11 protein-coding genes are annotated in these 13,036 nt (G+C 64.3%); 7 read left to right on the forward strand and 4 right to left on the reverse strand.

Annotated elements, in window-relative coordinates; translation table 11 throughout:
* Both G3N59_RS03355 and G3N59_RS03360 read left to right on the forward strand, forming a co-directional pair.
* Entirely contained in the window at window positions 1–783 is a 783-nt protein-coding gene (locus G3N59_RS03355; RefSeq protein ID WP_205981140.1) for an ATP-binding cassette domain-containing protein, read from the forward strand.
* Between the two features lie 613 nt (window positions 784–1,396).
* Complete coding sequence (locus G3N59_RS03360; protein ID WP_205981141.1) at window positions 1,397–2,551, forward strand: porin; 1,155 nt, start codon at window positions 1,397–1,399, stop codon at window positions 2,549–2,551.
* A 214-nt stretch (window positions 2,552–2,765) separates the two neighbouring features.
* Here G3N59_RS03360 and glnK read toward each other — a convergent pair whose 3' ends face one another.
* Window positions 2,766–3,104 carry a P-II family nitrogen regulator gene (gene glnK / locus G3N59_RS03365; protein ID WP_205981142.1) on the reverse strand — a complete coding sequence of 113 codons (339 nt, stop codon included), beginning with the start codon at window positions 3,102–3,104 and terminating at the stop codon, window positions 2,766–2,768.
* Window positions 3,105–3,208: 104 nt separating this feature from the next.
* A complete protein-coding gene (locus G3N59_RS03370) occupies window positions 3,209–5,290 on the reverse strand; it encodes an NAD(+) synthase (protein WP_205981475.1) in 2,082 nt (693 codons plus the stop codon).
* Between the two features lie 227 nt (window positions 5,291–5,517).
* Between G3N59_RS03370 and G3N59_RS03375 the strand changes: the two genes are divergently transcribed.
* Window positions 5,518–6,690, forward strand: a complete 1,173-nt coding sequence (locus G3N59_RS03375) for a GNAT family N-acetyltransferase (protein ID WP_205981143.1) — start codon at window positions 5,518–5,520, stop codon at window positions 6,688–6,690.
* A gap of 69 nt (window positions 6,691–6,759) precedes the next feature.
* Window positions 6,760–7,104, forward strand: coding sequence for a GIY-YIG nuclease family protein (locus G3N59_RS03380; protein ID WP_205981144.1), 345 nt, complete (start codon window positions 6,760–6,762; stop codon window positions 7,102–7,104).
* 72 nt (window positions 7,105–7,176) lie between these two features.
* On the opposite strand, the gene ppa is transcribed toward G3N59_RS03380, so the two are convergent.
* Window positions 7,177–7,707, reverse strand: a complete 531-nt coding sequence (ppa, locus tag G3N59_RS03385; RefSeq protein WP_205981145.1) for an inorganic diphosphatase — start codon at window positions 7,705–7,707, stop codon at window positions 7,177–7,179.
* A gap of 296 nt (window positions 7,708–8,003) precedes the next feature.
* Here ppa and G3N59_RS03390 point away from each other — a divergent pair, with 296 nt between their 5' ends.
* From G3N59_RS03390 to G3N59_RS03400, 3 genes are all read left to right on the forward strand, one after another.
* Window positions 8,004–9,458: an aldehyde dehydrogenase family protein gene (locus G3N59_RS03390; RefSeq protein ID WP_205981146.1), complete on the forward strand. Its 1,455-nt coding sequence runs from the start codon at window positions 8,004–8,006 to the stop codon at window positions 9,456–9,458.
* Between the two features lie 37 nt (window positions 9,459–9,495).
* Complete coding sequence (locus G3N59_RS03395; RefSeq protein WP_205981147.1) at window positions 9,496–10,254, forward strand: SDR family oxidoreductase; 759 nt, start codon at window positions 9,496–9,498, stop codon at window positions 10,252–10,254.
* Window positions 10,255–10,423: 169 nt separating this feature from the next.
* A complete protein-coding gene (locus tag G3N59_RS03400) occupies window positions 10,424–11,743 on the forward strand; it encodes an MFS transporter (protein WP_205981148.1) in 1,320 nt (439 codons plus the stop codon).
* Between the two features lie 92 nt (window positions 11,744–11,835).
* Here the strand turns inward: G3N59_RS03400 and G3N59_RS03405 are convergent, their stop codons facing one another.
* Window positions 11,836–13,035 carry a heme biosynthesis protein HemY gene (locus G3N59_RS03405; RefSeq protein WP_205981149.1) on the reverse strand — a complete coding sequence of 400 codons (1,200 nt, stop codon included), beginning with the start codon at window positions 13,033–13,035 and terminating at the stop codon, window positions 11,836–11,838.
* Window position 13,036: the final 1 nt, after the last annotated feature.

Genomic DNA, 13,036 nt, shown 5'->3' on the forward strand with positions numbered 1-13,036 from the left:
ATGAATTCCCAGAAGCAGAAACTTTTCGTCGATTCCATCCACAAGCAATACGGCGACAACGAAGTCCTCAAGGGCGTCTCGCTCAAGGCGAACGCCGGCGACGTGATCAGCGTGATCGGCTCGTCCGGTTCGGGCAAGAGCACGATGCTGCGGTGTATCAACTTCCTCGAGCAGCCGAATTCGGGCCGCATCTTCGTCGATGGCGAAGAAGTGCGCACCAAGGCCGACAAGCGCACGGGCGCGCTCCAGTCCGCCGACGTCAAGCAGCTCCAGCGCGTGCGCACCAAGCTGGCGATGGTGTTCCAGCACTTCAACCTGTGGTCGCACATGTCGGTGCTGGAGAACGTGATCGAAGCGCCGGTGCACGTGCTCGGTCTCTCGCGCAAGGAAGCCGAGGATCGCGCGCGCGTCTATCTGGAGAAAGTCGGCCTCGCGCCGCGCGTGGAGAAGCAGTATCCGTCGCATCTTTCGGGCGGCCAGCAGCAGCGCGTGGCGATCGCCCGCGCGCTGACCATGAACCCCGACGTGATGCTGTTCGACGAGCCGACTTCGGCGCTCGACCCGGAACTGGTGGGCGAAGTGCTCAAGGTGATGCAAAAGCTCGCCGAAGAAGGCCGCACCATGATCGTCGTGACGCACGAAATGGGTTTCGCGCGCAACGTCTCGAATCACGTGATGTTCCTGCATCAGGGCCGCGTGGAAGAGGAAGGCGTGCCGTCCGAGGTGTTCGCCAACCCCAAAAGCGACCGTCTGCGCCAGTTCCTTTCGGGCAGCCTCAAGTGATAGCCCGGATGGCCCGCTGAGCGGCTACGCCATGTAGTCCACGCCATCCGGCAACTTGCGATGTAGTAAAAGTAGTATTTCAAGGCGCTTTCAGCGCCTTTTCTTTTTGCTTTCCCGCCATGCGTCGGAAGCCGTCTTTTCGCGGAAAAATCGCCTTTTTCGCATTACTCCTGCCTGTTTCGCCCGTCAATAGTGGCAATCCTGAAGCTACCCCATGCTGATCCGTGTGTGCCTTGTCCTACAAGGATTTAGGCATACTTTTCAGATTGCCCTGACCACCATCCAGGAAGTGCATATGGCAATTTGACGACACCCCGCCCCCGAGGCGCGATTTCGTTCGCCAGCGCCAACCTTTTTTGCTAAATTAGTAACCAGAGTAGCAAAACAAAGAACATTAAAAGTAGTTTCACTTCAAATAAGAACGGGAGATGCCAGTCAACCAGGGGATCTGCATGACGACTCGAACAGGTTGTCCTGCTCGCATCGTTCCGTAACGCCGATCCCTCGGGTCACACTCCCTTTACGCGACTATTTCTGTCCGCAGCACCCCGAAGGCGCGCGGACGTCTTTCGCAGTACTAAGGTTGACTCTTTGACAGGGTATGGAGGAGAAGATGAAGAAAGCATTGCTCGCCGCGGCACTGATGTCCGCTGGCGTCCTCGCGCATGCGCAAAGCAGCGTGACGCTCTATGGCCGTCTTGACGCAGGTGTCGCGTACATGAGCGGCGTCGGCGTAGGTTCGGGTGCGAACGGTCAAGCTACCGGCAGCAAAAGCCAGGTCCAGCTCGAAAGCGGCTACTGGGGCACCAGCCTCTGGGGCATGAAGGGTGTTGAAGACCTCGGCGGCGGCAACAAGGCACTCTTCCAGTTGGAAGGCAGCTTCAGCACGACGACGGGTCAAGGCCCGGGCAACGGCGGTCTCTTCAATCGCTGGGCAACCGTCGGTATGTCGAACGACCAGTTCGGTACCCTGCTGCTGGGCCGCGAACTGTTCATCTCCAACGGCATTTGGGACTTCGACCCGTTCGGTCAATCGAACTGGTCGTCGGCGTCGCTGGTGCGTGGCCGCAACTGGCCGCAATCGAGCAACAACATTTCGTACCAGTCGCCGAAGTTCTACGGCTTCGACGTGTACGGCCAGTACTCGTTCTCGAACTCGACGAGCTGGAACGGCAACGGTACGACGGCGCAAGGTCGTGAAGACGGTATCCAACTGACTTACACGAACTCGCTGTTCCAGATCCGCGGCCTGTACGACGAAATCCGCAACCCGAACACCGGTACGCTCGGCGGCGCTTACGATCCGACCGGCGTGAACTCGGACAACACGGGACAAGGCGTGTTCGCCTACTCGCGTGACTACATGGCGATGGTCAACGTGTTCCTCGGACCGTTCAAGGTCCAGGGCGGCTACGAAGCAATCCGTTCGTCGGGCATGACGGGTCTGGCAATCGGCCAGCCGAGCACGCTCGATCACGAATGGGGCGGTGTGACGTGGCAAATTACGCCGGCTGCTGCCCTGATCGGCGCGGTCTACCACGTCAACGCGAACAACGGCGGCGGCAACGCCACGTTGTACTCGATCGGTGGCTCGTACAACCTGTCCAAGCGCACGCTGCTCGACATCCAGGCAGCCACGGTGCAGAACAGCAAGTCGGCTAACTTCGGCCTGAACGCCAACAACTACGGCACGTCGGCAGCCACGGGCAACCCGCTCATCGGCCACAGCCAGAGCGGCGTGTACGCAGGCATCCAGCACTCGTTCTAAGCGTCTGGGCTAGCGCCTTCGCGGGCTAGCCCAAACCCTTCAAGACGAGTGCAGACAGAATAGCTACATCGACGTTTTCACGCTGCTGCGAGAGGCGCGTATCGGTGCGGTGTCCGAAAGGGTATCGCACCGTTTTTTATTGCGGGACGGGCCGGGTCTTGATGACTCGCGGCGCCGTCCCTTTTCTTTTTCTGGCTGGAGAATCCGGCGCGGCTTAGACCGCGGCTTCGTTCTCTTCGCCGGTGCGGATACGGATCACGCGCTCGACTTCGGTGACGAAAATCTTGCCGTCGCCGATCTTGCCCGTGCGCGCCGCGCCGATGATCGCGTCGATCACCTGATCGCACTGGTCGTTCGCGACCACGACTTCGATCTTCACCTTGGGCAGGAAGTCGACCACGTATTCGGCGCCGCGGTACAGCTCCGTGTGGCCCTTCTGGCGGCCGAAGCCTTTGACTTCCGTGACGGTCAGGCCGGTGAGGCCCACTTCGGCGAGCGCCTCGCGCACTTCGTCGAGCTTGAACGGTTTGATGACGGCGGTAATGCGTTTCATGGCGAGCCTCGTCTGGTATCGGTTATCTGCGGGTTATGCGAATGAATCGGTGAATCTGCTTGTGCTTTGCGTCGATCTGGCAATTCTACGCTCTGCGCCCAGGCTCAAGCCGTCGGCTCCTGGTTCGGCACGCGATCGAGATCGGCGAGCCAGACTGCGCTTTCCGAATCGCTCGGCGCGCGCCAGTCGCCGCGCGGCGACAGCGAGCCGCCCGAGCCCACCTTCGGCGCATTCGGAATACAGGTGCGCTTGAACTGGCTGGTGCGGAAAAAGCGGTCGAGGAAGATGCGCAGATTGCGCTTGATCGCCGCCAGGTCGTACGCATTGCGCACGACCTTGGCGTTGTCGGGCCACGCGCCCGCTTCGCGATCGCCCCAGGCATGCCGCGCGAGGAACGCCACCTTGGTGGGCGCAAAGCCGAAGCGCAGCGTGTAGTAGAGGTTGAAGTCCTGCAGCTCGTACGGGCCGATGGTGCTTTCGGTCTTCTGCTCGGGCGCGCCGTCGGTCTTGCCGGGGATCAGTTCCGGGCTGATATCGGTGGCGAGAATTGCTTCGAGCACGTCCGCGCCGCTTTCGCCGTTCTGGCCGATCTGCCCGGTTTCCGCGACCCAGCGCACCAGATGCGTGATGAGCGTTTTGGGCACGCTGGCGTTCACGTTGTAGTGCGACATGTGATCGCCCACGCCGTAAGTACACCAGCCCAGCGCCAGCTCGGAAAGATCGCCGGTGCCGATCACGATCGCGTGATTGAAGTTGGCGAGGCGGAACAGGTGATTCGTGCGCTCGCCGGCCTGCACGTTCTCGAAGGTGATGTCGTAGGCTTCCTTGCCTTCCGAATACGGATGGCCGAGGTCTTCGAGCATCTGCATGCAGCTCTGGCGGATGTCGATTTCGCGCGCCGTGCAGCCGACCAGATTCATCAGCTCGCGCGCCTGGCGCAGCGTGCGTTCGCTGGTCGCGAAGCCCGGCATGGTGTACGCGAGAATATTCGCGCGCGGCAGGCCGAGACGGTCCATCGCCTTCGCGCAGACCAGCAGCGCGTGCGTCGAATCCAGCCCGCCCGACACGCCGATCACCACCTTCTTGATGCCCGCCTGTTGCAGACGCTGCACGAGCGCCTGCACCTGAATGCTGTAGACCTCGTTGCAGCGCTCGTCGCGGCGCTTCGGGTCGGCCGGCACATACGGGAAACGCTCGACGCGGCGCTCGAGCGCGAGCGTCGCGCGCGTCCATGCGCCCTGACCCGCCAGCTCGCAGCAAATCACGCGGAATTTCGCGACTTCGTCGGCGTAACGGCGGATCGAATCGCCGAAGGTGGTCTGGCGGATGCGTTCCTGCTGCAATCGCTCAAGATCGACATCGGCGAAGATCAGATGCGAATCGGCGAGAAAACGTTCGGACTGCGCGAGCACTTCGCCGTTTTCGCAAACCAGCGCCTGGCCGTCCCAGGCCATGTCGGTGGTCGATTCGCCCTGACCCGCCGAGGTATAGAGATAGGCCGCCAGGCACCGCGCCGATTGCTGCGACACCAGTTGCTGACGATAACCGGCCTTGCCCACCACCACGTTCGACGCCGACAGATTCACCAGCACCGATGCGCCCGCGAGCGCCGCGAACGACGACGGCGGAATCGGCACCCAGACGTCTTCGCAGATCTCGACGTGAAAACGCAGCCCCGGAATCTGCGCCGCTTCGAACAGCAGCCCGGCGCCGAACGGCACGTCCGCACCCGCGATGCGCACGGTGTCCGTGCTCACCGTATCGGCCGCGCTGAACTGGCGCGGCTCGTAGAACTCGCCGTAATTCGGCAGGAAACTCTTCGGCACGATGCCCGCGATGCGCCCGCCCGAGACCACCGCCGCGCAGTTGAAGAGCGCATGGCCCACGCGCACCGGCAAGCCGACGATCATCGCCAGCGGCAGTTCGGCCGAGGCTTCCACGATCTGCGCGAGCGCACGTTCGCAGGCATCGAGCAGCGCCTGCTGATGGAAGAGATCGTCGCAGCTATAGGCGGACAGACCGAGTTCCGGGAACGCGACCAGCGCCGCGCCTTTGGCGGCGGCTTCGCGGGCGAGCGTCAGCGTCTGCGCGGCGTTGAAGGCCGGATCGGCCACGCGGCAGCGCGGCACGCCCACGGCCACGCGTGCGAAACCGTGCGAGTAGAGATTGAAGAAGCGCTCTTTCATTTCGATAACCGATAAGCGATAGCTCGAAGGCGTGGCGGGAGGTGACTGGCTGGGCGACGGGCAACCGGCGGCGTGCACGTTGTTGCGGCCCTCACCCGTTCGGGTCGTTTGCTTTACCATGACCGCTTGCCGCAGTGCCGCGAATCGCTGCAAATCGCTACGAATGACGGCGATCAGGACAGACACGGCACGCGAACCAGACATCCAGGCAAGCACGGGCACGCCAGTTGGACAAGAAACATTTCGATTATCGCACGGGCATTATCGGCTCACCGTCCGAGCTCGACGCCGCCGAATGGAACGCCCTGCTCGCGCGCCAGGCGCAGCCGACGCCGTTTCTGCGCCACGAATTCCTCGCGGCGCTCGACGCCACCGGTTGCGCCGCGCCCGACGCGGGCTGGGCGCCGCAGTTCGTCACGCTCACGGACGCCCACACGGGCCGCCTCGCGGCCGCCGCGCCGGTCTACGCCAAGGGCCACTCTTACGGCGAATACGTGTTCGACTGGGCCTGGGCGGACGCCTACAAGCGCAACGGCCTCGACTATTACCCGAAGCTGCTGTGCGCCGTGCCGTTCACGCCGGTGCAGGGCACGCGCCTGATGGCCGAGGACGACACCGCGCGCCGCCATCTGGCCGCCACGCTGCTCGCCTTTGCCGAACAGGCCGATGTTTCCTCGCTGCATGTGCTGTTTCCCACCGGCGAAGACGCCGCCGCCCTCACCGATCTGGGCATGATGCAGCGCGAAGGCGTGCAGTTTCACTGGCTCAACGACGGCTATCGCGACTTCGACGATTTTCTCTCCACGCTCGAACAGAAGAAGCGCAAGAACATCCGCGCCGAGCGCCGCAAGGTGCACGACGCGGGCGTGAAGCTGCGGCGCATTCGCGGCGAAGACATCCGCGACGAAGACTGGCGCTTTTTCAGCCGCTGCTACCGGCAGACGTATCGCGAGCATTTTTCGTCGCCGTATCTGAATCTGGACTTCTTCCGCATGATCGGCGCGAGCATGCCGGAGAACCTGCTGCTGGTGATCGCCGAATACGAAGGCAAGCCCATCGCCAGTTCGCTCGTGGTGTATCAGCGTGACGCCGATGGCACCGGCGGCACGCTCTACGGCCGCTACTGGGGCGCGCTCGAACACGTGCCTTGCCTGCACTTCGAGACGGCCTACTACCAGCCGCTGGAGTTCTGCATCGAGGAAAAACTCGCGGTGTTCGAAGGCGGCGCGCAGGGCGAGCACAAGATGGCGCGCGGCTTCATGCCGACCGTGACGCGCTCGGCGCACTGGCTCGCGCACCCTGCTTTCGCCGATGCGGTGGCGAGTTTCCTGCAAAGCGAAACCAACCAGATCCACGCCTACATGCACGAACTCAACGAGCACAATCCCTTCCGAAGCTGACGCGCGCGGCCGATAATTCACGCCCCGCGCACTGCGACTCAAGCCAACCCGATCATCGCCACCCGAAACATGCCGTGGTTCCTCTATCTGCTCGAATGCGCCGACGGCAGCGTGTACACGGGCATCGCCATCGACGTTCAGGCGCGCTTCGCGCAACACGCGAGCGGCACCGGCGCGCGCTACACGCGTGCGCGCAAACCGGTGCAGGTGCTCGCGCAGTTCGAATTCGCCAACCGCTCGAGCGCATCGAGCGCCGAGTACTGGGTCAAACGTCTGCGTCCGCACGAAAAGCGCGAGCTTGCTGCGGGCGGTCGAACGCTCGAATCGGTGCTGCCACCGCCGCCTGAACCTGAAGCGCCTGAAACGGCAGAAGCGCCCGAAACTCCCGAAAAAAGCGCGGAACCCAGCGCATAAAAAAAACCGCACGGCCTTGACGGCACGTGCGGTTTTTTTATCGGCAAGACTCGCGGTGAAACTCGCGGCAGCTTACTGCTTCTGCGCGTTTGCGAAGCCTTCCGTGATTTCCTTGTGAGCGGCTTCGATGCCTGCCCAGCCGTCGACCTTGACCCACTTGCCCTTTTCGAGCGCCTTGTATTGCTCGAAGAAGTGCTTGATCTGGTCCTTCAGGTACTCGGGCACGTCGTCCAGCGACTTGATGTTGGCCGTCATCGGGCAAACCTTGTCGTGCGGCACGGCGATCAGCTTGGCGTCGACGCCCGATTCGTCCGTCATCTGCAGCATGCCGAGCGCGCGCGAACGCACGACCGAGCCAGCCAGCAGCGGGAACGGCGTGATCACGAGCACGTCGACGGGGTCGCCGTCGCCCGACAGCGTCTGCGGAATGAAACCGTAGTTGACCGGGTAGCGCATGCCGGTGCCGACGAAACGGTCGACGACGAGCACGCCCATTTCCTTGTCGGCTTCGTACTTGACCGGATCGCTTTGCGCCGGAATCTCGATGATGACGTTGAAATCTTGCGGCAGATCCTTGCCGGCGGGCACGTTTGCGAAGCTCATGAGCGCTCTCTGTTGAAAAGGGAAATAAGCGACAGTTGCACGGCGCGGCGGCACACGCGAGGCAAGCCACGCACTGCGCGCCGGCACGCAACCGGACGTTCGAGGTTGTCGGCCATTATAGCCAATCGGCCAGGGTGATTCCTGGTGCGGTCTGCAGTTACGATGAAGCGTCTCCTGAATTCGCGCGCGGCCCGGCCGCAATTGGCGCGATAATGGGCCGGTCGGCGTTCGCCCGGCGCTCATCGCTCTCTGGCTTTCCCTTCAGGCGTTGTCCTCAACCTCAACGAGGCGCATGCATGGAAGAAGCAAGGCATTTCATCGGCGGCGCATGGTGCGCGCCCGCCAGCGGCGAAACCCTCGCCGCGCTCGATCCCTCCACCGGCCAACCCTTCGCCCGGCTCGCACGCGGCAATGCCGCCGACATCGACGCCGCCGTTCGCTGCGCGCGCGCCGCCTATGAAGGCGCGTGGGGCACGCTGTCTGCGGCGGAACGCGGCCGCCTGCTGTTCGCGCTGGCGGCGCTGGTCACCCGCGACGCGCACACACTCGCGCAGCGCGAAGCCCAGGACACCGGCAAACCGCTCAAACAGGCCCGCGCCGATGCCGCCGCGCTCGCGCGCTACTTCGAGTTCTACGCGGGCGCCGCCGACAAGCTGCACGGCGAAACCCTGCCCTACCAGAACGGCTACACGGTGTTGACGATCCGCGAGCCGCATGGCGTGACCGGCCATATCGTGCCGTGGAACTACCCGATGCAGATTTTCGGCCGCAGCGTCGGCGCGGCGCTCGCGGCGGGCAACGCCTGCGTGGTCAAGCCGGCCGAAGACGCCTGCGTGTCGCTGCTGCACGTCGCCGCGCTTGCGCGCGAGGCGGGCTTGCCGCCGGGCGCGCTGAACATCGTCACGGGCTTTGGCCACGAAGCCGGCGCGGCGCTCGCGGCGCATGCGGGCATCGACCATATCTCGTTCACCGGCTCGCCGCAGACCGGCAAGCTGGTCGCGCAACTGGCCGCCGAACATCACGTGCCCGTCACGCTCGAACTGGGCGGCAAGTCGCCGCAAATCGTGTTCGCCGATGCCGATTTCGACGCCGCCCTGCCCGTGCTGGTCGCCGCGATCGTGCAGAACGCCGGGCAAACCTGCTCGGCGGGCAGCCGCGTGCTGATCGAGCGCAGTGCGTACGCGCCGCTGCTCGACCGGCTCGCGGGCGCGTTCGAGCAACTGCGCGTCGGGCCGTCGGGCGCCGATCTCGACTGCGGCCCGCTCATCAGCGAGAAGCAGCGGCGGCGCGTGCGCGATTTTCTCGACGAAGCGCAGCGCGACGGCATTGCCGTGGCCGCGCGCGGCCGTCTGGACGCGAGCGCGCCCGATGGCGGCTTCTACGAAGTCCCCACGCTGTTGCGCGACGTGCCGCCGCAAAGCCGTCTCGCGCAGGAAGAAGTGTTCGGGCCGGTGCTCGCCGCCATGCCTTTCGACGATGAAGCGCAAGCGCTCGCGCTCGCCAACGGCACGCCCTACGGCCTGGTCGCGGGCGTCTGGACGCGCGACGGCGCGCGCCAGATGCGCATGGCGCGGCGCGTGCGCGCGGGCCAGGTCTTTGTGAACAACTATGGCGCGGGCGGCGGCGTCGAGTTGCCGTTTGGTGGTGCGCCCTCGGGCGGTGCGCGACAGTCAGGCCACGGCCGCGAAAAAGGCTTCGAAGCGCTCTACGGTTTCACCGTGCTCAAGACAATTGCGATCCGCCACGGCTGAAAGCACGTTTATCCGCCATGACAAAAACGGAGACACCATGCGACTCAAAGGCAAAACCGCCGTGGTCACGGGCGCCGGTTCGGGCTTCGGCGAAGGTATCGCCAAAACCTTCGCGCGCGAGGGCGCGAACGTCGTCATCAACGATCTGAACGTCGAATCCGCGCAGCGCGTGGCCAGTGAAATCGCGCTCGCGGGCGGCAAGGCCATCGCCGTGCAGGGCGACATCACGCGCGAGGCCGACTGGCATGCGCTGCGCGAAGCCGCCATCGACGACTTCGGCAGCGTCGACATCGTCGTCAACAACGCGGGCACGACGCATCGCAACAAACCGGTGATGGAGGTGAGCGAAGCCGAATTCGACCGCGTCTACGCCGTCAACGTGAAAGGCCTCTACTGGAGCGTGCGCGCCTTCGTGCCGCATTTTCGCGAGCGCGGCGGCGGCGCGTTCGTCAACATCGCCTCGACGGCGGGCATCCGGCCGCGGCCCGGACTGGTCTGGTACAACGGCAGCAAAGGCGCGATGATCGTCGCCAGCAAGGCGCTCGCCGCCGAACTCGGGCCGGACAACATCCGCGTGAACTGCGTGAATCCGGTGATCGGCGATACGGGTTTGACGGCGGAATTCATGGGCGTGCCCGACACGCCAGAAAACCGCCAGCGCTTTATCGCGACGATCCCGCTCGGGCGCTTTTCCACGCCGCAGGACGTGGCCAACGCCTGTCTTTATCTGGCTTCCGACGACGCCGCCTTCATCACCGGCACCTGTGTCGAAGTCGATGGCGGGCGCTGCGTGTAGCCGCTCGCCAGCGCGCGTAAGTCCTTGACGTATTGGTGTTTTCCCGCGCCGCCCGGCCTGGCGGCGCGTATAGAATGGTCGTGCTTGTCCACGTGATTTGTCCACGCACAGCCGCGATAACAAGACGGCAATACACGCAGGCCGAACCCGCGGCCCGCACGGAGACACCATGGCCAGTCCAGCGAATCACTTGCCGCACGCGAGCGCAGGCGCGCCCCTTCCCGCCTTCGAAGAAGCCACTTACCGCAAGGTCGCGTGGCGCCTGATCCCGCTCCTCATGCTCTGTTACGTGGTCGCCTATCTCGACCGCGTCAATGTCGGCTTCGCCAAACTGCAGATGAGCACCGCGCTCAAGCTCTCCGACGCCGTTTATGGCTTCGGCGCAGGCATTTTCTTCATCGGCTACTTTTTGTTCGAAGTGCCAAGCAATGTGATCCTGCATCGCGTGGGCGCACGCGTCTGGATCGCGCGCATCATGGTCACCTGGGGGCTCGTCTCGATCCTGACGATGTTCGTCACCACGCCGACGATGTTCTACGTGATGCGCTTCCTGCTCGGCCTGTGCGAAGCGGGCTTTTTCCCCGGCATCATTCTCTATCTGACCTACTGGTATCCGGCGCACCGGCGCGGGCGCATGACCACGTGGTTCATGACGGCCATCGCCTTGTCCGGGGTGATCGGCGGGCCGGTGTCGGGCTGGATTCTCAAGTCCTTCGATGGCGCGAACGGCTGGCAAGGCTGGCAGTGGCTGTTTCTGCTCGAAGGTCTGCCTTCGGTGATCGTTGGCGTGCTGGTGTTTTTCGTGCTGGACGACCGCATCGGCAACGCCAAATGGCTGACGCCCGAAGAGCGCGCGCTGCTCGAACGCAATATCGCCGCAGAGGACGCCACTAAGGAAGACCCGCCCCTGCGCACCGTGCTCACTAGCCCGCGCGTACTGCTGATGAGCCTCACGTACTTTGCCTTCGTGATGGGGCTTTACGGCGTGAGTTTCTGGCTGCCGACCATCATCAAGGCGACGGGCGTGAAGGACGCCTTGTCGATCGGGTTGCTTTCGGCGATTCCGTTCGCGGCGGCGGTGATCGGCATGGTGCTGGTTGCACGCAGCGCCGACCGTCGGCGCGAGCGGCGCTGGCATATCGCGATTCCGGCCGCGTTTGGCGCGCTCGGTCTCGTGCTGTCGGTGACGTGGGCGCACGATACGGTGCTGGCGATGGCCGCGCTCACGCTCGCGACCATCGGCATTCTCACCACGCTGCCGCTGTTCTGGAGCCTGCCGACGGCCTGGCTCGCGGGCACCGGCGCAGCTGCAGGCATCGCGCTGATCAATTCGATCGGCAATCTTGCGGGCTTTTTGAGCCCGTATGCGGTGGGCTGGCTCAAGCAGGCCACGTCGGCCAACGACTCGGGCATGTATCTGCTCGCGGCGTGCATGATCGTTGGCGGTCTGCTGGCGCTGTGCGCGCCCGCGAAACTGGTGAATCGCTAGCGCATACCGGTTTGCGCAGCCAAAGAAAATGGCCGCTTTTCAGCGGCCATTTTTTATTGCGGCAGTTCATTGCAGCAACAGCGAACCAGGCATCAGACGATGTTCATCGCCAGCGCGCTTTCGCGGTAGTGCGTGGCGGCTTTGCCCGCGTCGCCCAGTTCCTCGTGCAGACGCGCGAGCGCGCGGTGCGAGCGGATCTTGAGCGGTTCGTTGCCGCTGGCGTTGGCCGACTTGAGCGCCGCTTCGAGGAAGGACTGCGCCTTGCCCCAAAGCTGCTGCTTCAGACACAGACGGCCGAGCGCGAACAGCAGATCGCCGTCTTCCGGGCGCTCCTTGCGCCACGCTTCCGCTTTTTGAATCAGCGGCAGCGCATCGTTGCCTGCGGTGTCCGGGTAACGGCGCAGCAGACGCGCATCCCAGTTCTGCGCCAGCGCTTCCTCGACGATCTTGCGCGCGTCGTTCTGGCGATCGAGCGCGATCAGCAGTTCGGCGGCGCAATCGGCCAGACGCGGCGAATGACGCTCGACCGGCGTGAGCGCATGCCAGAGTTCGAGCAGCGCATCGGCGTTATGACGACGCTCGCGCAGCAGGTTTTCCGCCGCCAGCTGACGCAGACGCACGGCCACGGCCGGATGCAGCGCCTCGCGTTTTTCCAGCGTCTTCACCAGCTTGAGCACTTCGCTCCAGTTCTTGAGCTGCTGCTGCGCGCGCAGCGCGATCTGCTGCGCGTGAATGCGGCGGCCGCCCTGGGTGCGCATTTCGGTGAGCGCGGCGAGTGCGCCGTCCGCGTCGCGGCCATCGGCGCGCATATCGGCGGTGGCCATCAGACGCGCTTCCTGCAGCTCGGGGTCTTCGACCTGGGTGAGCCATTCGTCGCGGCGCGCATATTCGTGCAGACGATGCGCGGCGTTCGCGGCGATCAGCCCGGCCGCGCCCTTGTTGTTTTCATCGGCGAGCGAATCGCGGGCGGCTTTTTCGGCGCGCGAGAAACGGCCCGCGTAGAGATTGCCCACGGCGTCACGCAGCGCCGAATGCGCCTTTTCCTTGCGCGCACGCGCACGATAGGCGGCCACGCGGCGCGGCATCGTGACGATATTGCGCACGAAACGCAGGATCGCGTAGAGCAGCAAAAACGCCACGACGATGCCGACCACGAACAGGTTCAGCGAAACATCGACGCGATACGGCGGATAGACGAGCAGCACCTGCCCCGCGTCGAAGCGCCCCACGGTTGCGAGCGCCACGGCGACCGCGAAGAGGAGCGCGAGCCAGAGAAGTCCACGGATCGCCATG

It is taken from the genome of Paraburkholderia sp. Ac-20340 (genome assembly GCF_017104965.1).
Lineage (GTDB): Bacteria > Pseudomonadota > Gammaproteobacteria > Burkholderiales > Burkholderiaceae > Paraburkholderia.

Coding starts and splice junctions, on each gene's coding strand:
- G3N59_RS03355 (WP_205981140.1), top strand. CDS start 1: ATGAATTCCCAGAAGCAGAAACTTTTCGTCGATTCCATCCACAAGCAA.
- G3N59_RS03360 (WP_205981141.1), top strand. CDS start 1,397: ATGAAGAAAGCATTGCTCGCCGCGGCACTGATGTCCGCTGGCGTCCTC.
- glnK (WP_205981142.1), bottom strand. CDS start 3,104: ATGAAACGCATTACCGCCGTCATCAAACCGTTCAAGCTCGACGAAGTG.
- G3N59_RS03370 (WP_205981475.1), bottom strand. CDS start 5,290: ATGAAAGAGCGCTTCTTCAATCTCTACTCGCACGGTTTCGCACGCGTG.
- G3N59_RS03380 (WP_205981144.1), top strand. CDS start 6,760: ATGCCGTGGTTCCTCTATCTGCTCGAATGCGCCGACGGCAGCGTGTAC.
- ppa (WP_205981145.1), bottom strand. CDS start 7,707: ATGAGCTTCGCAAACGTGCCCGCCGGCAAGGATCTGCCGCAAGATTTC.
- G3N59_RS03390 (WP_205981146.1), top strand. CDS start 8,004: ATGGAAGAAGCAAGGCATTTCATCGGCGGCGCATGGTGCGCGCCCGCC.
- G3N59_RS03395 (WP_205981147.1), top strand. CDS start 9,496: ATGCGACTCAAAGGCAAAACCGCCGTGGTCACGGGCGCCGGTTCGGGC.
- G3N59_RS03400 (WP_205981148.1), top strand. CDS start 10,424: ATGGCCAGTCCAGCGAATCACTTGCCGCACGCGAGCGCAGGCGCGCCC.
- G3N59_RS03405 (WP_205981149.1), bottom strand. CDS start 13,035: ATGGCGATCCGTGGACTTCTCTGGCTCGCGCTCCTCTTCGCGGTCGCC.